The 20,903-nt window shown below is 74.3% G+C and carries 16 protein-coding genes and 2 pseudogenes; 7 read left to right on the plus strand and 11 right to left on the minus strand.

The annotated features are described in order from the left end of the window. Positions 1 to 16: 16 nt before the first annotated feature. Positions 17 to 2,785, minus strand: coding sequence for a phosphoenolpyruvate carboxylase (gene ppc, locus KPL57_RS19730; RefSeq protein ID WP_226352708.1), 2,769 nt, complete (start codon positions 2,783 to 2,785; stop codon positions 17 to 19). Positions 2,786 to 3,169: 384 nt separating this feature from the next. Between ppc and KPL57_RS19735 the strand changes: the two genes are divergently transcribed. Beyond that, entirely contained in the window at positions 3,170 to 4,393 is a 1,224-nt protein-coding gene (locus KPL57_RS19735; protein ID WP_226350739.1) for an ISAs1 family transposase, read from the plus strand. A 5-nt stretch (positions 4,394 to 4,398) separates the two neighbouring features. Further along, complete coding sequence (locus KPL57_RS19740) at positions 4,399 to 6,405, plus strand: beta-galactosidase (protein WP_226352709.1); 2,007 nt, start codon at positions 4,399 to 4,401, stop codon at positions 6,403 to 6,405. Between the two features lie 138 nt (positions 6,406 to 6,543). Here KPL57_RS19740 and KPL57_RS19745 read toward each other — a convergent pair whose 3' ends face one another. The 5 genes and pseudogenes from KPL57_RS19745 to KPL57_RS19765 form a co-directional block, all read right to left on the minus strand. Further along, positions 6,544 to 6,822, minus strand: a complete 279-nt coding sequence (locus KPL57_RS19745; protein WP_020621690.1) for an HPr family phosphocarrier protein — start codon at positions 6,820 to 6,822, stop codon at positions 6,544 to 6,546. Between the two features lie 32 nt (positions 6,823 to 6,854). Next, positions 6,855 to 8,369: a PTS fructose transporter subunit IIC gene (locus KPL57_RS19750; protein WP_020621689.1), complete on the minus strand. Its 1,515-nt coding sequence runs from the start codon at positions 8,367 to 8,369 to the stop codon at positions 6,855 to 6,857. Next, positions 8,366 to 8,815, minus strand: coding sequence for a PTS sugar transporter subunit IIA (locus KPL57_RS19755; protein ID WP_060714010.1), 450 nt, complete (start codon positions 8,813 to 8,815; stop codon positions 8,366 to 8,368). Before KPL57_RS19755 ends, KPL57_RS19750 begins: the two co-directional genes overlap by 4 nt. Then, positions 8,812 to 9,759, minus strand: a complete 948-nt coding sequence (pfkB, locus tag KPL57_RS19760; RefSeq protein ID WP_226352723.1) for a 1-phosphofructokinase — start codon at positions 9,757 to 9,759, stop codon at positions 8,812 to 8,814. The genes KPL57_RS19755 and pfkB overlap by 4 nt, the downstream gene beginning before the upstream one ends. Positions 9,760 to 9,785: 26 nt before the next feature. Beyond that, a pseudogene (locus tag KPL57_RS19765) lies at positions 9,786 to 10,548 on the minus strand (DeoR/GlpR family DNA-binding transcription regulator). 99 nt (positions 10,549 to 10,647) lie between these two features. Between KPL57_RS19765 and KPL57_RS19770 the strand changes: the two are divergent. The 3 genes and pseudogenes from KPL57_RS19770 to KPL57_RS19780 all read left to right on the plus strand — a co-directional run bounded on the left by KPL57_RS19770 (position 10,648) and on the right by KPL57_RS19780 (position 13,622). Beyond that, entirely contained in the window at positions 10,648 to 12,309 is a 1,662-nt protein-coding gene (locus KPL57_RS19770) for a putative PEP-binding protein (RefSeq protein ID WP_226352710.1), read from the plus strand. Between the two features lie 79 nt (positions 12,310 to 12,388). Further along, positions 12,389 to 13,006, plus strand: coding sequence for a ClpP family protease (locus KPL57_RS19775; protein ID WP_226352711.1), 618 nt, complete (start codon positions 12,389 to 12,391; stop codon positions 13,004 to 13,006). 5 nt (positions 13,007 to 13,011) lie between these two features. Continuing rightward, positions 13,012 to 13,622 (plus strand): annotated as a pseudogene (locus tag KPL57_RS19780) (ClpP family protease). A 3-nt stretch (positions 13,623 to 13,625) separates the two neighbouring features. Here the strand turns inward: KPL57_RS19780 and KPL57_RS19785 are convergent. From KPL57_RS19785 to KPL57_RS19795, 3 genes are all read right to left on the minus strand, one after another. Further along, positions 13,626 to 13,907 (minus strand): helix-turn-helix domain-containing protein, encoded by a 282-nt coding sequence (locus tag KPL57_RS19785; protein ID WP_226352712.1) that lies wholly within the window; start codon positions 13,905 to 13,907, stop codon positions 13,626 to 13,628. A gap of 72 nt (positions 13,908 to 13,979) precedes the next feature. Next, positions 13,980 to 14,825, minus strand: coding sequence for an alpha/beta fold hydrolase (locus tag KPL57_RS19790; protein WP_226352713.1), 846 nt, complete (start codon positions 14,823 to 14,825; stop codon positions 13,980 to 13,982). A gap of 64 nt (positions 14,826 to 14,889) precedes the next feature. Continuing rightward, complete coding sequence (locus tag KPL57_RS19795; RefSeq protein ID WP_020623405.1) at positions 14,890 to 15,207, minus strand: metalloregulator ArsR/SmtB family transcription factor; 318 nt, start codon at positions 15,205 to 15,207, stop codon at positions 14,890 to 14,892. Positions 15,208 to 15,307: 100 nt separating this feature from the next. On the opposite strand from KPL57_RS19795, the gene KPL57_RS19800 reads away from it, so the two are divergent. Next, positions 15,308 to 17,236 (plus strand): heavy metal translocating P-type ATPase, encoded by a 1,929-nt coding sequence (locus KPL57_RS19800; protein ID WP_226352714.1) that lies wholly within the window; start codon positions 15,308 to 15,310, stop codon positions 17,234 to 17,236. 10 nt (positions 17,237 to 17,246) lie between these two features. Here KPL57_RS19800 and KPL57_RS19805 read toward each other — a convergent pair whose 3' ends face one another. Further along, positions 17,247 to 17,870: a TetR/AcrR family transcriptional regulator gene (locus KPL57_RS19805; protein ID WP_226352715.1), complete on the minus strand. Its 624-nt coding sequence runs from the start codon at positions 17,868 to 17,870 to the stop codon at positions 17,247 to 17,249. Between the two features lie 96 nt (positions 17,871 to 17,966). Here KPL57_RS19805 and KPL57_RS19810 point away from each other — a divergent pair, with 96 nt between their 5' ends. Then, positions 17,967 to 20,183 (plus strand): ATP-binding protein, encoded by a 2,217-nt coding sequence (locus KPL57_RS19810; protein ID WP_226352724.1) that lies wholly within the window; start codon positions 17,967 to 17,969, stop codon positions 20,181 to 20,183. Between the two features lie 15 nt (positions 20,184 to 20,198). Here the strand turns inward: KPL57_RS19810 and KPL57_RS19815 are convergent, their stop codons facing one another. Further along, entirely contained in the window at positions 20,199 to 20,888 is a 690-nt protein-coding gene (locus KPL57_RS19815; protein ID WP_020627727.1) for a response regulator transcription factor, read from the minus strand. Positions 20,889 to 20,903: the final 15 nt, after the last annotated feature.

Consider the following 20,903-nt stretch of genomic DNA (forward strand, 5'->3'; position numbering starts at 1 on the left):
TGCCGCGGGATGCGGCTCAGCCGGTGTTCTTCATCCCGGCCGCGATCCCGTTGATGGTCAGGAGCAGGGCGCGCTCCAGGTCGGGGTCCGGGTCGTTGCCCGCGGCCCGGCGCTGGGCGAGCAGCTCGACCTGCAGGTGGTGCAGCGGCTCCAGGTAGGCGTCGCGCACCGACAGCGTGCCGCGCAGCACCGGGTGCCTGGCGAGCAGCTGGTCCTCGCCGGTCACCGCGAGCAGCTCGCGGCGGGTCAGCTCGTGCTCGGCGCGGATCTGCGCGAACAGTCCCTGCTGCTCCGGGTCGACCAGCGTCGCGACGTAGTTCGACGCGATCCGCAGGTCGGTCTTGGCCAGCGTCATCTCCACGTTGCCGATCAGGTTCCGGAAGAACGCCCACTCCCGCATCTCGGCCAGCTCCTCGGCGTAGCCCGCCTCGCGGGCCGCCCGCAGGCCCGAGCCCAGGCCGTACCAGCCGGGCACCACCATCCGGGTCTGCGTCCAGCCGAACACCCACGGGATCGCGCGCAGGTCGTCGAGCGTCGGCTCGCCCTGCCCCGGCCGCTTCGACGGCCGCGACCCGACGTTGAGCCGCCCCAGCTCCTCCACCGGCGTCGCCGCGGTGAAGAACAGCGGCAGGGCCGGGTCGTCGACGAGGGTCCGGTAGGTCGCGGTGGCGGCCTCCGACACGCAGTCCATGACCTCGTCCCACCGCTTCAGGGTCTCGGCGGGCCAGCGGGATGCCTGGTGCAGCAGCGACGCGTCCAGCATCGACGCCAGCAGGATCTCCAGGTTGTCGTGCGCCAGGCTGGGCAGCGAGTACTTGTCGGAGATGACCTCGCCCTGCTCGGTGAGCTTCATCGTGGCGTCGACCGACCCGAACGGCGCCGACGCGATCGCCTCGCCGGCCGGGCCGCCACCGCGTCCGACCGACCCGCCGCGGCCGTGGAACAGCCGCAGCCGCACCCCGTGCTCGGCGGCCACGTCACGCAGCTGGCGCTGGGCCCGGTGGATCTGCCACTGCGACGCGGTGATCCCCGCGCCCTTGTTCGAGTCCGAGTACCCCAGCATGATCTCCTGCAGGTCACCGCGGTTGCGGACCTGCTGCCGGTACCCCGGGTCCGACAGCAGCCCCTCCAGCAGCTCCCCGGCCCGGGACAGCTCCTCGACCGTCTCGAACAGCGGCACGAGGTCGATCGAGGAGCGCGGGTCGTCGCCGATCTCGACCATGTACGCCTCGCGGGCCAGCACGGCGACGGCGAGCAGGTCGTCGACGTCGCGGGCCATCGAGACGATGTAGGTCCGCACGACCTCCTCGCCGAACTCGTGCTGCAGCGCGTGCACCGTGTCGAACAGGTCCAGCACCGGTGCGGCGGCCTCGGGCACGCCGTAGTGGCGACGGAACAGCGGCCGCTTGTTCCGCAGCTCCGCCGACAGGAGCTCCCGCCGCTCGTCGCGGGTCAGCTCGGCGTAGGGCCGGTCCAGCTCGCCGAGCCCGTCGAACACCGCTCCGAGCGCGTCGTGGTGCTTCTGCGAGTGCTCGCGCACGTCCAGCTCGACCAGGTGCAGGCCCAGCGCGCGGGCCGAGCGGATCGCCCTGGCCAGGGTGCCACCGGCGATCCGGGCCCCGTGGTGGCCGTGCAGCGACCGGTCCACGACCAGCAGGTCCTCCAGGTAGCCGGCCGACCCCAGGTAGTCGACGCCCGCCTCGTGCGCGGCGCCGGTCGCGATCCGCCGGCGGGTGTTCTCCAACCGGGCCGCGACGTAGGACAGCTTGAGCCGGTACGGCTCGTGCGCGTTGAGCCGGATGAAGCGGTCGTGCACCGCGGGCAGCGCGCGCCGGTCCCGGGCCAGCGAGCCGCGCAGCTCCTCCGACACCCCCATCACCCGCGTCGACACCGACAGCTCGAAGACCAGCTTCTCCACCAGCGCGGTGTGGATCCGGATCGCCCGGTCGGCGTTGAGCTCCAGCACCTCACGGGTCACCGCCGGGGTGACGTTGGGATTGCCGTCGCGGTCGCCGCCGACCCACGACCCCAGCACGAGCGGACGCGCGTCGGCGGGGATCTCCAGCCCGGCGTCGGCGGCCTCCCTGGCGAACTCGCCCAGCAGGTCCGGGACGGTCCGCTCGCCGAGCCGGGCCGCGAACCAGGCGACGTTGCGTGCCTCGTCGATCACCATCGGCTTGCCGGGGCGGATGTCGTCGGTCTGCCGCAGCAGGTCGACCAGGGCCGCGAGCTCCTCGTCGGGCGCCTGGGCGTCGAGCGCGTCCACGACCCGGCGCAGGATGCCCAGCACCGACTGCCGGGTCGACTCGGTCGGGTGCGCGGTGAACACCGGGCGCAGCTCGGCCCTGGCCAGCACGTCGGCGACCTCGTCCGGGTCGGCCTCGGTCGCCAGGCGGCGCAGCACCGCCCGCAGCGGTCGCGCGTCGGCCGGTCGCAGCTCCCGCAGCTCCCGTGACCGGTGCAGCTGCTCGGCGACGTTGGCCAGCTGGAAGTACTGGGAGAACGCCCGCGCCAGCAGCACCGCGGTACCGGTGTCGATCCCGTCGAGCAGGGCCGCGACGACGTCCGGCCCCGCCTCGCCGCGTGCGGAGTCCCGGGCCGCCCGTCGCACCTTCTCGACCAGCTCCAGGACCTCGGGACCTGCCTCGTCGGACAGCGTCCGGCCGAGCATCGTGGACAACCGCCGGATGTCGGCGCGCAGCGCCTTCTGCTCACTCTCGCTGACGACGCCCGAGTGCGCGGCCAGCGAGTCGGGGGCGAGTGCGGTGGTCTCCGAGGGGCTCACGCAGGCTCTCCGGTTCTCCGCGCGGTGACGCGGTTCGGGGACGGGCCGCTCGCGTCGTCGGGAACGGGGGTCGGGCCCCGGCATCGTCCCCCGCCGTCGTGGGGCGGGGCCATCTCTGGCGCCGCCCGTAACCGCGGGGAAACCTGATCTGCACGAAGTCGGACACATCCGCACGACATCGCACATCGCCACGGACACACTGTGTGCATGACCCGCTGGCTGCGTCGCACCCCCGGTGCCTCCCAGGGCCCCGGCAAAGTCGTGATGGGTGGGTCCTGAGCTGCGGTGATGTGGGGGGTGGGGGTGGGTGCGGACACAGGCTTGGCGTGATCATGAGGGTGTCGAATCCTTGCTCACGTCAGGAAGCCTGTGTCCGCAGTGTCAGTGTCTCCGATCGTTGCTGCTCTGGAAGGCCTGGAGGTCGGTCCTGACGCGGGGAGAGCCGCGCCGGTCGGTGAGGCGGCGGGGTTGTCGCTGGTGGAGGCCCTGTCGCGAGTGCCGGACCCGCGGAAACCACGCGGTGTCCGCCACGGTGTCCTCGCGGTGTTGCTACTGGGGGCGTGCGCGGTGTTGGCGGGGGCCCGGTCGTTCACCGCGATCGCCGAGTACGCCCATGACGTCGGCCGCGCCGTGCTGGACGTGCTCGGGGTGGGCGCGGTCGCTCCGCACGAGTCGACCATCCGCCGGGTCCTGCAACGGGTCGACGCCTCGGCGCTGGAGGCGGCGTTGCAGTCCTGGGTGTTGCCCCAGCTCAGCGCCCAGCCGGCCCCGGAGGGCACACCCCGGCGAGAACAGCGCCGCGTGCTGGCCTTGGACGGCAAGACCCTGCGCGGCGCCCGCGTCCGTGCCGCCGACGGCAGGGTCTGGCTCCCGCATCTGGTGTCGGTGCTCGACCAGACCAGCGGTGGCGTGCTCGGCCAGGTTCAGGTCGCAGAGAAGGGCAGCGAGATCACCGCGTTCACCGCGCTGCTCGACCCCCTCGACCTCGACGATGTACTGGTCACCGCGGACGCTCTGCACACCCAGCGAGCCCACGCCGACTACCTACACCGCCGCGGCGGGCACTACCTGATGACGATCAAAGCGAACCAGCCCACGCTGCTGGCACGGGTACGGGCGCTGCCCTGGACCCAGATCGGCGTCGCTGATCGTCAACGCGGGCGTGGGCACGGCCGCGTCGAGACCCGCACGATCAGCGTGGTCAGCCTGCACCCCTGTCCCGACCTGGGCGCAGAGTTCTTCCCCCACGCATCCCAGGCGATCAAGCTGGTGCGCCGGCGTCGCCCACTGCGGCCTGGCGGGAAGTGGAGAACCGAGACCGCCTACGCGATCACCAGCCTGACCAGCACCGACGCCGATCCAGGACTGCTCGCCCGCTGGATCCGTGGGCACTGGTCGATCGAGAATCGCCTGCACTGGGTCCGTGATGTCTGCTTCGACGAAGACCGCGCCACCGCCCACACCGGTCACGCCCCGCAGGTCATGTCGGCGTTGCGGAACCTCGCGATCACCGCGCTACGCCTGCACGGCGTCAGCAACATCGCCGCAGCACTCCGCCACCACGCCCGCGACCCCCATCGACCACTGACCACCTACAAGATCATCTAGCGACTTTGCCGGGGCCCTGCGGTGCCTCCCGTCCTCGCATCGAGTTCGGGGCCGACTACAACCCCGAGCAGTGGCCGCGCGCGGTGTGGGAGTCCGACGTCGCGCTCATGCGCGAGGCCGGGGTGACGATCGTGACCGTCGGCGTCTTCTCCTGGGCGCTGCTGCAGCCCGCACCGGACCGCTGGGACCTCGGCTGGCTCGACGACGTGCTGGACCTGCTGCACGCGGGCGGGATCGCCGTCGACCTCGCGACGGCGACGGCCTCACCCCCGCCGTGGCTGCACCACCGGCACCCGGAGATCCTCGCCGTCGACGCCGACGGCCGGATCCTCGCCCCGGGCGGGCGCCAGCACCACCGCCCGACCTCCCCGGTGTTCCGCCGCCACGCACTCGCCCTGGTCGAGCGCCTCGCCTGCCGCTACGGCGACCATCCCGCGCTCGCCGCCTGGCACGTGTCCAACGAGCTGGGCTGCCACGACGTCCACGACCACTCCGAGGACGCGCAGCGCGCGTTCCGGGCCTGGCTGCAGCGCCGCTACGGCGACCTCGACCGGCTCAACCAGGCCTGGGGCACCGCGTTCTGGTCCCAGCACTACGGCGAGTGGGACGAGATCGGCACCCCGCGCCGCACCGGCCCGGGCACCCACCCGAACCCGACCCAGCAGCTCGACTTCGCCCGCTTCTCCTCCGACGCCCTGCTCGACCACCTGCGTGCCGAGCGGGACCTGCTGCGCGAGCTCACCCCGGACGTGCCCGTGACGACCAACTTCATGGTGATGGGCGAGACGAACGGCATGGACTACGCGACGTGGGCGCCGCAGGTCGACATCGTCGCCAACGACCACTACGTGTTCCCCGGCCCGGACGCCCGCGACGAGCTGTCGTTCTCGGCCAACCTCACCGGCAACCTCGCCGGCGGACACCCGTGGTGGCTGATGGAGCACTCGACGTCGGCGGTGAACTGGCAGCCGGTCAACCGCGCGAAGCGCCCCGGGGAGCTCGCCCGCGACGCGCTGACCCACCTCGCGCACGGCGCCGACGCCCTCTGCTTCTTCCAGTGGCGCCAGTCCGCGGCGGGCGCGGAGAAGTTCCACTCGGCGATGGTGCCGCACGCCGGGCCGGATTCGGCGCTGTTCCGCGACGTGACCGCGCTGGGGGCGACGCTGCGTGAGCTGGCCCCGGTCGCCGGGGCGCGGCGGGTCCCCGCGCCGGCCGCGGTGCTGTGGGACTGGCCGTCGTGGTGGGCCGCCGAGCAGCCGTTCACCCCGACCGCCGAGCTGCGCTACAAGGCTGAGGCGCTCGGCTGGTACCGGGCGTTCCTCGACGTCGGGGTCCGCGCCGACGTCGTGCCGGCCGACGCCGACCTGTCCGGCTACGGGCTGGTCCTCGCCCCGGTGCTGCACGTGGTCGGCCCGGACCGCGCGGCCGCGCTGACCGCCTACGTCGAGGCCGGTGGGCACCTGGTCGCCACCTACTTCTCGGGCACCGTCGACGACGACGCGCACGCCGTCCTCGGCGGCTATCCGGGCGCCCTGCGCGACCTGCTGGGCATCCGGGTCGAGGAGTTCGCCCCGCTCGACCCGGGCGCCGTCGTCGAGCTCGACGACGGCTCCACCGGAGACCTGTGGAGCGAGGCCGTGCAGGTGGTGGACCCGGCCGTCGAGGTGCTCGTCCGCTGGACCGGCGGTGGCACCGACCCGGCCGCGGGTGACCTGGCCGGGCTGCCCGCGGTGACCCGACGTCCGGTCGGGGACGGGTCGGCGACCTACGTCCCGACCCGGCTCGCCGACCGTGCTCCGCTGCTGCGACGCCTGCTGTCCGCCGCCGGGATCGGGTCCGAGCTGCCCGGCGAGCTGGTGGGACGGGTGGAGCTGGTCCGCCGCGAGGGGTTCCGGTTCGTCGTCAACCGGACCGACGCCCCCGTCGACCTGGGGCCGCTCGGCGCGGCGGAGGTGCTCACCGGCCCGGCCGGGACCCTGCCTCCGCGTGGGGTGACCGTCCTGCGGGACTGAGCCGCACGTTCCCGCCCCTGGGAGGGCAGAAACGTGCCTCTCGGTGGCGGCAGCGGCAGGAGCGGGCCGCGGACGACCGGACGCCCCGCCGCGCGGGAGGCGTGGCGGGGCGTCCGGGTCGTACGGGGTGACGCGGGGTCAGCTCGCGTCGAGGTCCTGCTCCAGCAGCTCGGCCAGGGCGGCGACGGCGGCCTCGCCCTGCTCGTCGTCGGAGGAGGTCAGCACGACCTCCTCGCCGGACTGCACGCCCAGGCCCATCACGGACAGGATGGAGGCGGCGTCGACCGGTCCACGCTCACCGTCGGCGGTCCCGATCTGCACCTTCACCCCCTGCTCCTTGGCGGCGGTGACGAACAGGTTGGCGGGGCGGGCGTGCAGCCCGACGGACGACCCCACCTTCACGCGGCGCTCGGCCATGTCGGTGTTCCTCTCGATGTGGGTGGTGGGTGTCAGCCGGCGACCGGCGCGGCGGCCGGGGCGGCGGCGGGCTGCTCGACGGCGGCCGGGGCCGGGGTGCGGCGGGCCGACTTCAGGCCGACGACCAGGGCGGCGGAGACCAGGGTGCCCGCGACGATCGCCAGCAGGTAGGCGAACGGGTTGCCGATCAGCGGGACCACGAAGATGCCGCCGTGCGGGGCTCGCAGCGTCGCGCCGAAGGCCATCGACAGCGAGCCCGCGACCGCGGACCCGGCCATCAGCGACGGGATGACCCGCAGCGGGTCGCCCGCGGCGAACGGGATCGCGCCCTCGGTGATGAACGAGGCGCCCAGCAGCCAGGCGGCGCGGCCGTTCTCCTGCTCGACCTTCGTGAACAGGTTCTTGCGGACGGTCGTGGCCAGGGCCAGCGCCAGCGGCGGGGTCATGCCGGCCGCCATCACCGCGGCCATGATCATCAGCGCGGTCTCCGACCCGGTGGACAGCCCGGCGACGGCGAAGGCGTAGGCGGCCTTGTTGACCGGGCCACCCATGTCGAAGGCCATCATCAGGCCGAGCAGGGCGCCGAGCAGGATCGCGTTGGTGCCCGACAGGCCGTTGAGCCAGTTGGTCAGGCCGGTCGTGGCGGCCGCGAGCGGCGTGCCGACGACCAGGAACATGATCGCGCCGACGACGGCGGTGCCGATCAGCGGCAGCACCAGCACCGGCATGATCCCGGCCAGGGCGCGCGGCGGCTGCCACAGCTTGAGGCCGTAGACGACCGCACCGGCGAGCAGGCCGGCGACCAGGCCGCCGAGGAACCCGGCATGGGTCTGGACGGCGATCATGCCGCCGACGAAGCCGGGCACCAGTGCCGGGCGGTCGGCGATGGCGTAGGCGATGAAGCCGGCCAGGACCGGGACGAGGAAGCCGAACGCCAGGCCGCCGACCTGGAAGAACAGCGCGGCCCAGGACTGCACCGCACCCGGGTCGAACACGACCGAGGCGACGCCGTTGTCGTCGAAGGAGACGACGTCGGGGGCTTCGTTGATCTGGTAGCCGCCGAGCGCGAAGCCCAGCGCGATCAGCAGACCGCCGGCCGCGACGAACGGGATGACGTAGGAGACACCGGTCATCAGCCAGCCGCGGAGCTTGGAACCGAAGCCCGAGCCGAAGTTCTTGGTGTCCAGGTCGGACCCGTCGCGCTGGGCCGGGACGGCGGCCGCGGCCGAGCCCTTCGGCTGCGCGGTGGCCTTCGCGACGGCCTGCTCGATCAGCCCCGGCGCGCCGCCGATGGCCTTCTTGACCGGGGAGGTGACGGTCGGCAGGTGCGCGAAGCGCTCCTTGTCCCGCACCTCGACGTCGGCGGCGAGGATGATCGCCTCGGCCTCGTCGAGCTGGGCCTGGGTGAAGGGTGTCGAGCCCGCCGAACCCTGGGTCTCGACGACGATCTCGTGCCCCGCCTCCTCGGCGGCGACCTCGAGGGCCTCGGCGGCCATGTAGGTGTGGGCGATGCCCGTCGGGCACGCGGTGACGGCGAGGAGCTTCATGCTCCCACCTCCTGCTGGATGAAGGTCGCGACGGCGGCCGGGTCGGTGGCGTTGCGGAGCTCGTTCTTGAACGAGGCACGGACCAGGCGACGGGCCAGCGCGGCGAGCACCGTCATGTGGTCGGTGTTCCCGCCCTCCGGGGCGGCGATCATGAAGATGAGGTCGGCGGGGCCGTCCTCGGCGCCGAAGTCGACACCCGACGGAGCCCGGCCGAAGGCCAGGGTCGGCTCGGTGACGGCCGCGGAGCGGCAGTGCGGGATGCCGATGCCGCCCTCCAGGCCGGTCGGCATCTGGGCCTCGCGGGCCTCGATGTCGGCGAGGAAGGTGTCCAGGTCGGTGACCCGGCCCGCCCGCACGAGGCGCTCGGCGAGGGCGGTGACGGCGGTCTTCCTGTCGGCCGACGGCACGTCGAGGTCGACCAGATCAGCGGTGATCAGTGCGGTCATGCGGCATCTCCGGTGAGAGCGAGGGTGACGTCCGGCGTGGGTGCCAGTTCGACGTCGTCGATTCGGATGTCGGCCGGCACCGGCGTGGCGGAGCCGGGCAGTCGGCAGGCGGCGGCGCCGTAGGCCACGGCGTGGCGCAGGGCGTCGGGTCCCTCCCCGCCCGCGGCCAGGAACCCGGCCAGGGTGGAGTCACCGGCGCCCACCGTGCTGAGCACGGTGATCGGAGGGGTCCGGGCGTGGTACTCGCCGGACCGGTCGACCAGCAGGGCACCACCGGCGCCCAGGCTGACCAGGACCGCGCCGATCCCGCGGGCACCCAGCTCGCGGGCGGCCAGCAGCACGTCGCCGAGGCTGCCCAGGGGGCGCCCGACGAGCTCGGCCAGCTCGGCGTGGTTGGGCTTCACGAGGTCGGGGGCCGCCGTGACGGCGTGGTGCAGCGGCGCGTCCGAGGTGTCGACGGCGATCCGCAGGCCGGGCCGGCGGCAGCGCCGGACCAGCTCCGCGTAGAAGTCGTCGCGCACACCCGAGGGCAGCGAGCCGCAGCCCACCAGCCAGGTCGCGCCCGCGCCGAGCGCGCAGGCCCGGTCCATCAGGGCCTCGACCTCGTCGGCGGACAGGTGCGGACCCCGCTCGTTGATCTTCGTGGTGACGCCGTCCGGCTCGACCAGGGTGATGTTCACCCGGGTGGCCTCGGTGATCGGCACCGCGACGGTCGTGACGTCGGTCGGCTCCAGCAGCGCGGCCAGCCGCTCGCCGGGCGTGGCACCCGACGGCATCAGGGCCACCGTGCGGTGCCCGGCCGAGGCCAGGGCGCGGGCGACGTTGACGCCCTTGCCACCGGGGTCGATCCGGACCGATCCGGCCCGGTGGACCTCGCCGCGCACCAGGTGCGGCAGCGCGATGGTCCGGTCCAGGCTCGGGTTCGGGGTGACCGTCACGAACATCCGCGGAGCGGGGCCGGAACGGGGTGTCATGCGCGTACCACCTTGGGGCCGGCGGCCTCGAGCACGGCGGCGTCCGCCGCGGCGAGGCCGGTGTCGGTGATCAGCGTGTCGACCTCGGCCAGCGTGCCGAAGCGGACGAACTGGTCGGAGCCGAACTTGCTGGCGTCGGCGAGGACGACGGTGCGGCGCGCGGCGCGCAGCATCGCCCGCTTGGTCGCGCCCTCGCCCGTGTCGGGGTGTGGTGAGGCCGCGAGCCACGGAGAAGCCGTTGGTCCCGAGGAAGGCGACGTCGATCGTCAGACCGGCCAGCACCTCGGTGCCCCAGTCGTCGACGGTGGCCAGCGTCGTCCCGCGGACCCGGCCGCCGAGCAGCCGCAGGTCCACGTTCGGACGTCCGGCCAGCGAGGAGGCGATCGGCAGCGAGTTGGTGACGACGGTGACGTCGCGTTCGCGGGGCAGCGTGCTCGCGAGCCGGGAGGTCGTGGTCCCGGCGTCGAGCAGGACGGTTGCGGCGGTGCCCAGCTCGGCGAGTGCGGCCTTGGCGATCCGCTCCTTCTCCGCGCCGAACTGGCTGTCGCGCTGGCCGACCCCGGGCTCGAAGTTCAGCAGGTCCGACGGGATCGCCCCGCCGTGCACCCGGCGGACGAGCCCCTGGCGCTCCAGGGCCCCGAGGTCCCGGCGGATCGTCTCGGGGGTGACATCGAGCTCCTCGGCGACGGCGGCCACGTCGACCCGGCCCCGGTCCCGGGTCCGGTCGAGCAGCCACTGCTGACGCTCCGCTGCGTACATCTTTGTTCGCTCCCGTTTCGATGCTTGCTTGTGTCTGAGTATGTGGGTTTTACTGTGTTTGTCAACGGGTCACGCCGACGTAACCCCGGGAGCCACTCCATGCCGAGCACGACCGCCCTCACCGGAATCCCTGCCAGCCCCGGCCGCGCCGGCGGCCGCGTCGTCCGCGTCGCCGAGCCGCCGGGTGAGCCGGCCGCCGGTCCCGCCCCGGCCGACGCCGCCGCCGAGGCCGCGCGGATCGCGCCGGCCGTCGAGCTGGTCTCGCAGCGCCTGAGCGCACGTGCCGCGACCGTCACCGGCGACGCGAAGGAGGTGCTCGAGGCGACCGTGTCGATGGTCGGGGACCCCACGCTGCTGGAGAACGCGGAGAACCTGGTGACCGGGCAGGGCCGGCCCGCCGCGCGTGCGGTGTGGGAGGCGGCGAACGCCTTCGCCGAGATGCTGTCCTCGATGGGCGGCTACATGGCCGAGCGTGCCCGCGACATCCACGACGTGCGGGACCGCATCGTCGCCGAGTTGCTGGGGCTGCCCGCACCGGGCGTGGCCGACCTGGACGCGCCCGCCGTGCTCGTCGCGACCGACCTGGCCCCGGCCGACACCGCCGGGCTGAAGCCGGGAGTCGCGCTCGCCCTGGTCACCGAGCAGGGCGGCCCGACCAGCCACACCGCGATCCTCGCGCGCTCGCTGGGGATCCCCGCGGTCGTCGGCTGCGCGGGCGCGGCCGGGATCGCCGAGGGCGCCGCACTGACCGTCGACGGCGGGACCGGCGAGGTCGTCGAGGTCGCCACCCTGGACGAGGCGACCGCGTTCGCCGCCGCCGCCTCGGTCACCGCCGAGTGGGACGGCGTCGGCCGCACCGCCGACGGCCTGGTCGTGCCGGTCCTGGCCAACGTCGGCGACGGCCCCGGCGCGGTGAAGGCTGCGGACGCGCGGGCCGAGGGCGTCGGTCTGTTCCGCACCGAGCTCGCGTTCCTCTCCGCGGCCGACGAGCCGACCGAGGCCGCCCAGCGCGAGGTCTACACGGCGGTGCTGTCCGCGCTCGCCGGCAGGCCGGTCACCGCCCGCACCCTCGACGCCGGCGCGGACAAGCCGCTGCCGTTCCTGTCGCTCGACGGCGAGCCCAATCCCGCCCTCGGCGTGCGTGGTCTGCGGATCGCCCGCGTCCCCGGCAACGGCGACGGCGTGCTGGATCGCCAGCTCGCCGCGCTCGCCGCCGCGGCGAAGGAGACCGACGTCGAGCTCAAGGTGATGGCACCGATGGTCGCCACCGCCGAGGAGGCGCGCTGGTTCGTGGAGCGCTGCCGGGCGCACGGGATCACCCAGGCCGGCGTGATGATCGAGATCCCGGCCGCGGTGCTCACCGCCGACGAGATCATGGCCGAGGTCGACTTCGTCTCGGTCGGCACCAACGACCTGGCCCAGTACCTGTTCGCCGCGGACCGCCAGTCCGGTCCGGTGGCCGCGCTCAACGACCCGTGGCAGCCGGCGCTGCTGCGGCTGATCGGGCTGCTCGGCGAGGCCTCGGCGCGCACCGGCACCCCGGTCGGGGTGTGCGGCGAGGCCGCGGCCGACCCGGGGCTCGCCGCGGTGCTGGTGGGGCTCGGCGTCGCGAGCCTGTCGATGGGCTCGGGGGCGCTCGCCGCGGTCGGGGCGACCCTGGCCGGGCTGACGGTGGAGCAGTGCCGGGAGCGGGCCAGGGCGGCCTGCGCCGCCGCCGACCCGATCGCGGCCCGCCGGGCCGTCGCCGCCCTCGACGGCTGAGGCCTCCGTTCGCCCTGGGCGGAGCTGCCCAGGGCAGAACCGGGCGCGGACCGGGCCGTACCCCGGCCACGGTGGGGTCATGAGCGACTCACCACGCAGCCCCCGCTTCGACGACCGGGCCCGCCGCGACCTCTACGACCAGCGGGTCGTCGTGCTCGACGGCCCCCTCGACGACGACAACGGCACTCTGCTCGCCACCCAGGTCGTGGCACTGGCCGACCGCGACCCGGACGCCGACATCGCCTTCTGGATCCACTCGCCCGGCGGGTCGGTACCGGCGATGCTGGCGCTGCGGGACCTGTTCCGGCTGGTGCCCTGCGACGTGTCGACGCTCGTGCTCGGCATCGCCTACAGCGCCGGGCAGTTCCTGCTCTCGGCGGGCACGCCGGGCAAGCGGCGCGCGCTGCCGCACTCGCGGGTGCTGATGCACCAGGGCTCGTCGGGGATCGGCGGGACCGCCGTCGACATCGAGCTGCAGGCCGACGACCTGCGCCACACCCGGGACACCGTGCTCGGCCTGATCGCCCAGGACACCGGACAGCCGGTCGACCGGATCTTCACCGACTCGCTGCACGACCGCTGGTACTCGGCGACCGAGGCGCTCGACTACGGCTTCGTCGACGCCGTCGTGGACTCCTTCGACCAGGTGGTGCCGCGCCGCGGTGCCGTCCCGACCGGCTTCGGCGTGGGGCGGTGACGGCGATGAGCACCTACACGATCCCGAACGTCATCGCCCGCACCCCCAGCGGCGAGCGGGTCCTCGACGTCTACTCCCACCTGCTCACCGAGCGTGTCGTCTACCTGGGCACCGAGATCGACGCGGCGTCGCGAACGCGCTGATCGCCCAGCTGCTGTTCCTCGAGGCCGACGACCCCGACCGCGAGGTGCAGCTCTACGTCAACTGCGGGGGCGGGGACCCCAGCGCGATGCTCGGCATCTACGACACGCTGCGCCACGTCCGCTGCCCGGTCGCGACGACGTGCGTCGGCCAGGCCGTGTCGGTGGGGCGCGGTGCTGCTCGCCGCCGGACCGAGGGCCGCCGGGGCGCGTTGCCGCACGCCCGGGTCGTGCTGCACCAGCCCGCGGCGCAGGGCCGCGGGTCCATCCCGGACCTCATCCTGCAGGCCGACGAGCTGGTCCGGATCCGCGCCGACATCGAGGAGATCCTGGCCCGCCACACCGGGCAGACCGTGGAACGGCTGCGTGCCGACACCGACCACGACCGGGTGTTCACCGCGGCCGCGGCGCGCGACTACGGCCTGCTCGACACGGTGCTCGAGCCGCAGCCGCCGCGGACCCGGGAACGCCGGTGAGGGTCAGGCGGCGAGCGCGTAGGCGCACTGCGGCCCACGGGGTCGCGGCGCGGCCGCCAGGCCGTCGGCGACGCCGCCGGTCAGCCCGGCCAGGTCGGTCCCGAGCGCCCCGGCGACGGCGGCGATCATCTCGCTGGAGGGTTCCTTGCGGCCCCGCTCCACCTCCGAGAGGTACTGCGGGGACACCCCGGCGCGCCCGGCCGTCGCGTGCAGGGTCTCGCCGCGGGCGTGCCGGCGTCGTCGCAGCTCGCGGCCGAGTGCGTGCCGCCAGAGGGGTTCGTTCATGGGGGCACGGTAGGACCGGACGGTCCCCGTCGTCCCCGGGTTCCGCCCACAGCGGAACCCGGGGACGGGCGGTCAGGCCTTCAGGAAGTCGAGCAGGGCGGCGTTGAACTCCTCGGGGTGGGTGGCGTTGAGGCCGTGCGGGCCACCCTCGATCAGCACGAGCTGCGCGCCCTTGATCGACTCGTGGGAGCGCTTGCCGGACACCTCGAACGGGACGATCGCGTCGGCGTCGCCGTGGATGACCAGGGTCGGGATGCCGGCGTCGGAGACCTTCTGCACGTCGCCGCGGAAGTCGGTGCGCCCGAACGCGGCGATGCAGTCCAGGGTGCCCTTCGGCGACGCGAACTCGGCGATCGTGCGGTGGTGGACCCGGCTCGGCTCGCTGATCAGGTCGGTGCGGTCACCCGCGGCGAAGAAGTTCGTCGTGAACCCGTCCAGGAAGGCGATCCGGTCGCCGGTCACACCGTCCTGGAACTGCTCGATGGTGGCGTCGTCGAGGCCGCCGTCGGGGTTGTCGTCGGACTTGTACAGGTACGGCGGGACGGCCGCGGCCAGCACGGCGCGGGCGACCCGGTCGGTGCCGTGCTTCGCGATGTAGCGGACGACCTCGCCGCCGCCCATCGAGAACCCGACGAGGGTGGCCTCGCGCAGGTCGAGGTGCACGAGCAGGGCGTGCAGGTCGTCGGCGAAGGTGTCGTAGTCGTAGCCGTCCCAGGGCTGCGAGGACTGCCCGAAGCCGCGACGGTCGTAGGTGACGACCCGATGGCCGGCCTCGACCAGGGCCGGGACCTGCTTCTCCCAGGAGCGGCCGGAGAGCGGCCAGCCGTGGATCAGCACGACGGGCGCACCGGACCCCTGGTCGGTGTAGTGCAGCTCGAGCGGGCTGCCGCTCTCGGTGCCGATGCTGAGCTGGGGCATGGGGCCCTCCCTGGGAGATCGGTTGTGTGCAACCGAAAGCCTACGCCTCCCCGGCGAGGAGTCATCACTCGACGGTGTCGACCTGCCCGAGCACGCGCTCCAGCACGGCGCGGACCGTCGCGTCCTCCACCGTGTAGTAGACGTAGGTCCCCTCGCGCCGGTTCTCCACCAGGCCCGAGAGCCGCAGCTTCGACAGGTGCTGGCTCACCGCGGTGGGGGCGGCGCCGACGAGGTCGGCCAGGCAGGCAACCGAGGACTCGCCCTGCATCAGTGCCCAGAGGATCTTGACCCGGGTCGGGTCGGAGAGCATGCGCATCGCGTCCGCCACCCGGCGGACCTCGTCCTCGGGCGGCATCGCGAAGCCGGGAATGGACTCGTGCACGCCGCCGAGGATACCTGCGTGACTGCGCGGATGGTCCACCGTCTCAGCATCTGGATGGCTGACTGCATATCTTCGTGCATGCGCAGGTACGGTTCCACGCATGCGATCCGCTCTCTCCCTCCCCGAGGTCCGCTGGGCCGGGGCCGCCCTGCTGGCCTTCCTGGCCGCGCTCGGGGCCGACCTGCTCGGCGCGCCGTCCGCGGTGGTCGTCGGCCTCTATCTGGCCTGCTACGTCCTCGGCGGCTGGGAGCCCGCGCTCGAGGGACTGCGTGCGCTCGGCGAGAAGCGGCTCGACGTCGACCTGCTGATGATCGTCGCCGCGGTCGCGGCGGCGGCGATCGGACAGTGGTTCGACGGCGGCCTGCTCATCGTCATCTTCGCGACGTCCGGGGCGCTGGAGTCGGTCATGACCGCCCGTACCCGGGCCAGCATCGACGCGCTGCTCGACCTCGCCCCGGAGACGGCCGTCGTCGTCGACGACGACGGTGCCGAGCGCACCGTCCCCGCGGCCGGGCTCGTCGCGGGACAGGTCGTCGTCGTCCGTCCGGGAGAGCGGATCCCCGGCGACGGCACCGTGCTCGACGGGGTGTCGGAGGTCGACACCTCCGCGCTGACCGGGGAGCCGGTCCCGGCCCGCACCGGCCCCGGCGACACGGTGCTCGCGGGCACCGTGAACGGCACCGGCGTGCTGCGGGTCCGGGTCTCGCGGGACGCGGCGGACACGGTCGTCGCGGGGGTCGCGGCGCAGGTCGAGCGGGCCGCGGAGACCAAGGCGGGCCGCCAGCTGTTCATCGAGCGCGTCGAGCAGCGCTACTCGGTGCTGGTCGTTGCGGGGACGGTCCTGCTGCTCACCGTGCCGCTGCTGCTCGGTGCCCCGTTCACCGAGACACTGCTCCGCGCGATCGTCTTCATGATCGTGGCCTCGCCGTGCGCGATCGTGCTCGCGACGATGCCGCCGCTGCTCGCCGCGGTCGCGGTGTCCGGCCGGCGCGGGACGCTGGTCAAGGACGTCACCGTGCTGGAGGCGCTCGCCGAGGTCGACACCGTGGTGCTGGACAAGACCGGCACGCTGACCTCCGGCCGCCCGCAGGTGGTGTCGGTGACCCCGCTCGGGTCCCGGTCCGCCGACGAGCTGCTCGCCCTGGCCGGGGCCGCCGAGGCCGGCAGCGAGCACGTGCTGGGCCGGGCGGTCCGCGCGCACGCCCTGGAACGCGGCCGGCGGCTGCCACGGGCCGAAGGGTTCACCGCGGTCCCGGGCGAGGGGGTGCGGGCGGTCGTCGACGGGCGGAGCGTCGCCGTCGGGCGCCCGGAGCTCGCCGGCGACGTCGAGGTCCCCGGGGTCGCGGCGCTGCAGGAGGCGGGGCGGACCGCCGTCGTGGTGCTGGTGGACGGCGAGCCCGCCGGGGTGCTCGGGCTGTCCGACGAGCCGCGCCCGGGTGCCGCGGACGCGCTGGCCGCGCTGCGCCGGGAGGTCGGCGGCGAGCCGCAGGTCCTCACCGGCGACGCCGAGCGCCCGGCCCGGGTGCTCGCCGGCCGGCTCGGCCTGACCCGGGTCCGGGCCGGGCTGCTGCCCGACGGCAAGGTCGAGGTCGTCCGCGCCGAGCAGGCGAAGGGTCGCCGAGTGCTCGCCGCGGGTGACGGCATCAACGACGCACCGCTGCTCGCCTCGGCCGACGTCGGGCTCGTCGTCTCCGAGGGGGCGGGGGCGCTGTCCCTGGAGGCCGCCGACGGCGTGCTCACCCGGGACCCGCTCGGCTCGCTCGCGCCGCTGGTGGTGCTGGCCCGGCGGGCACGGCGGATCGCGCGGGCGAACCTGGCCTTCGCCGCCACGGTGATCGTCGCCCTGGTCGGGTGGGACCTGGTCGGGACGTTGCCCCTGGTCGTCGGCGTCGCCGGGCACGAGCTGTCCACGGTGCTGGTGTGCCTGAACGGGCTGCGGCTGCTCGTCGTCGCGCGCCAGGAGGACCGGCGGGCCCGGTCCGCCGTCGCGCCGGCCGTGCCGGTCGAGCGGGAGCGCGTCGGCGTCTGAGGCCCGCCCCTCACGCGGGGGCGGCGACCAGCGCGGCCAGTGCCATCCGGCGCAGCACCGCGGCCCGGGCGTCCGCGCCGCGCGCGGACGGCTGCTCGGCCCGCGGTGCGTACGGCGTGGAGTTGAGCAGGCCGAACACCCCGTGTGCGACGGTGCGGGCCTCGGCCGGGGCGACGTCGGGGTGCACCCGGCGCAGGGTGTCCACCCACAGCTCGACGTAGGTGCGCTGCAGCCGTCGCACGGTCCGGCGCGGCTCCTCGGGCAGGTTCGCGAGGTCCCGGTCCTGCACGACGATCAGCTCCGGCTCGCGGGTCGCGAACGCGACGTGGAAGTCGACGAGGTCGGCCAGCGCGGCCCGCGGGTCGTCGTGGTGCACGCGGGCCCGCCCGCCGTCGAGCAGCCGCTCGGAGATGTCGATGAGCAGCTCCGCGAGCAGCGCCTCCTTGCCGGGGAAGTGCCGGTAGAGCGCGGGGCCGCTGACGCCGACCGCGGCGCCCAGGTCGGCGATGCTCACCCCGTGGAAGCCGTGCCGGGCGAACAGTCGGGCTGCCTCGGTGAGGATCTGCTCGCGCCGCGACGGGGCCTCCGTGCGCGTGCCCGCGCCGTCCGGGGGAGAGGCTCCTGCTGCGGCCATCGGGTGATCGTAGCGTCGTCGGTTAACGGATGTTAACGCCTGGTGCGGTCCGTCTCAGGTTGCGCACAGGTCGACGGCGATACCCTCGTGGGCGTGATGAGGACCCTGCGCCGGATGCGTGAGCGTCTCGGCGTGCGCGCGGCGTCCGCCCTGGCGGCGGCCGCGGCGGTCGCGATGGTGCTCGTCGTCGCCGGTGTGTCGCTGGTGCTGATCCTGGAGGGCCAGCTCAAGCGCAACACCGAGGAGGCGCTGCTGGCGAACGCCCAGCAGGTCGCCGAGCGGATCCAGGCGAACTTCGCCGACTACCGCCCCGGTGACCCGGCCAAGGAGAACGCGGTGGTCACCACCGCCCGCCGGACCGACTTCGTGCAGGTCGTGACCGCCTGGAGCGACCGGACCGGTGCCCCGGACGACCGCGTCGGGTCGAACGGCCAGGGGCGCAACATCGAGGTGTTCGCCGCCTCCGAGCCGCTGGACGACCGGCCGCAGCTGGTGGACTGGGTCCTCGCCCCGCACGAGACGCGGTCCCAGATGGACGTGCCGGTCACCTACCACGACGCCGGGGGCCCGGGGCTCGACCCCCGGTCCGGCCCGCTGGAGACCGAGGACATGATGGTCGTCGGGCTCGGTGTGCGGGCTTTCGACCGGCCGATCACGATCTACTCCGCCCAGCCGACCGACCAGATGCACCGGGCCGTTGACCTGGTCACCTGGCTCGTCGCGGGCGGCGTGCCGCTGCTGGTGCTGGTCGCCGGCGGCTTCACCTACCTGTTCGCCGGTCGCGCGCTGCGCCCGGTGGAGGACATGCGCGCCCGGGTCGCGGGCATGGGGGACAAGGATCTGTCCCAGCGTGTCGACGAACCCGTCGCGCGCGACGAGGTCGGCCGCCTCGCCCGCACCATGAACCAGATGCTCGGGCGGCTCGAGTCCTCCCAGGCCACCCAGCGCCGCTTCGTCGCCGACGCCAGCCACGAGCTGCGCAGCCCGCTCGCGACCGTGTCGACCGGGCTGGAGCTGCTCGGCTCCGGGATGCCGGAGTCCTCCGCGGACCGGGCCACCGTCGACGTGCTGCGCGGGGAGGCCTCCCGGCTGACCGGCCTGGTCGAGAACCTGCTGTTCCTCGCCCGCGCCGACGAGCGCGGCATCGCGCCGCGCCGCGAGGAGGTCGACCTCGACGAGATCGCCGACGCCGAGCGGGAGCGTCCGTCGGCCGAGACCGCCGTCGCGGTCCGGGTGACCAGCGAGCCCGTCCGGGTGGTCGGTGACCGCGGGCAGCTGGTCCGGGTGCTGCGCAACCTGGTCGACAACGCCAAGCGGCACGCGTCGTCGACGGTCGCGGTGTCGGTCCGCGCCGAGGACGGCGTCGCCGTGATCGAGGTCGACGACGACGGCAACGGCGTCCCCGAGGCCGACCGCGCCCGGGTCTTCGAGCGCTTCGTCCGGCTCGACGAGGCCCGCGCCCGCGGCGACGGCGGCTCCGGGCTCGGCCTCGCGATCGTCGCCGAGCTGGTCGCGGCGCACGGCGGGACGGTGGAGGCGACGTCGTCGCCGGAGCTGGGCGGGGCCCGGTTCCGGGTCACCGTGCCCGCCGCGCCGGCGCCGCTGCCCGAGGAGGAGACCCCCGAGCCGGTCGGTGTCGAGCACGCCGGCGCCGACGCCGGGCCCTCCGCGGAGCTGTGCGACGACCGGCCCTCCGGTCCGATCCCGCGGGTGACCACCAGGTCCCGGTGGGCGCGGGAGGAGGAGCCCGCCGACTTCGGCCCGGACGCCTGGGTGGGGCACGGCGGGCAGGACGACGCCGACCGCGGGGCGCCCGAGCACGTCGCGGTGCAGTCCGGGGCGGTGCAGCCCGGGGCAGCGCAGGCCGGGGCGGTGCAGTCCGGGGCGGTGCAGGGTGCGTCGCCGCGCGGGACCGCCGGTCCGGGTGGCATGATGTGCACGCCCGGTGACCCGGCCGTCACCCACGGCTCGGGCACGGACGGTCGGCCCTCGGACAGCGCTCAGGGGACGGCCCCGCCCGACCCGGAGGACGACGTGTCCGCACCGCCCGCCCACAGTCGTCTCGACCCGCCGACCGGCCCGCTGCCGATCCGGCCGAACACCGTCGGCAGCCCGTTCGACGAGAACGCCACCCGGCCGTTGCCGGTCGTCACGCCGCGGGAGCAGCGGGGCCGCGCCGGCACCGCCGTCGCCGGCCGGGAGACGACCCGCGAGGCACGTGACACCCGGGACGCCGGGCGCCAGCCCGCCCTGGCCGGGCGCGAGCCGGTCGTCACGCCGTCGCCGCGGCGGCCGTCCGACCGTCGTCGCTGAGCGGGTCCCCGCAGGTCAGCGGGGCGGCGCGGGCGCGGGCTCGGACATCCGGTAGCCGACGCCGCGCAGCGTCTCGATGCTGTGCGTCCCGAACGGAGCGTCGATCTTGCGGCGCAGGTAGCCGACGTAGACCTCGACGACGTTGACCTCGCCGTCGTAGTGGGCGTCCCAGACCGAGCGCAGGATGTCGGTCTTGGTCACGACCTGCCCGGTGTTCTGCATCAGGTGCTCGAGCACGCCGAACTCGCGCGGGGTCAGCGGGATCTCGGTCTCGCCGCGGTGCACCCGGTGGGTCCCCGGGTCCAGCGTGAGGTCCCCGACCCGCAGGACGGTCGGTGCGGCCTCCCCGGCCCGGCGCAACAGCGCGCGCAGCCGGGCCTGCAGCACGACGAACGAGAACGGCTTGGTCAGGTAGTCGTCCGCGCCGAGGTCGAAGGCGTCGGCCTCGTCGTACTCGCCGTCCTTGGCGGTCAGCATGAGCACCGGCGTCCACACGCCCCGGTCGCGCAGGTGCTGCAGGATCCGGTAGCCCGACAGGCCCGGCAGCATGATGTCGAGGATGACCACGTCGTGCCGGCCGGTCAGCGCGAGCTGCAGCCCGGTGGGGCCGTCGTGTGCGACCTCCACCTCGTGCCCCTCCCCGGTCAGGCCCCGGCGGACCAGTTCGGCGAGCGGCTTCTCGTCCTCGACCAGCAGCAGGCGCACGTCTCCCAGAGTAGA

The sequence above is a fragment of the Pseudonocardia sp. ICBG601 genome (genome assembly GCF_020496245.1).

Bases quoted from the DNA above. Each gene is read 5' to 3' on its own strand.
- KPL57_RS19745 (WP_020621690.1), bottom strand. From the start codon at position 6,822: ATGGCCGAGCGCCGCGTGAAGGTGGGGTCGTCCGTCGGGCTGCACGCC.
- KPL57_RS19750 (WP_020621689.1), bottom strand. From the start codon at position 8,369: ATGAAGCTCCTCGCCGTCACCGCGTGCCCGACGGGCATCGCCCACACC.
- KPL57_RS19755 (WP_060714010.1), bottom strand. From the start codon at position 8,815: ATGACCGCACTGATCACCGCTGATCTGGTCGACCTCGACGTGCCGTCG.
- pfkB (WP_226352723.1), bottom strand. From the start codon at position 9,759: ATGTTCGTGACGGTCACCCCGAACCCGAGCCTGGACCGGACCATCGCG.
- KPL57_RS19770 (WP_226352710.1), top strand. From the start codon at position 10,648: ATGCCGAGCACGACCGCCCTCACCGGAATCCCTGCCAGCCCCGGCCGC.
- KPL57_RS19775 (WP_226352711.1), top strand. From the start codon at position 12,389: ATGAGCGACTCACCACGCAGCCCCCGCTTCGACGACCGGGCCCGCCGC.
- KPL57_RS19785 (WP_226352712.1), bottom strand. From the start codon at position 13,907: ATGAACGAACCCCTCTGGCGGCACGCACTCGGCCGCGAGCTGCGACGA.
- KPL57_RS19790 (WP_226352713.1), bottom strand. From the start codon at position 14,825: ATGCCCCAGCTCAGCATCGGCACCGAGAGCGGCAGCCCGCTCGAGCTG.
- KPL57_RS19800 (WP_226352714.1), top strand. From the start codon at position 15,308: ATGCGATCCGCTCTCTCCCTCCCCGAGGTCCGCTGGGCCGGGGCCGCC.
- KPL57_RS19805 (WP_226352715.1), bottom strand. From the start codon at position 17,870: ATGGCCGCAGCAGGAGCCTCTCCCCCGGACGGCGCGGGCACGCGCACG.
- KPL57_RS19810 (WP_226352724.1), top strand. From the start codon at position 17,967: ATGAGGACCCTGCGCCGGATGCGTGAGCGTCTCGGCGTGCGCGCGGCG.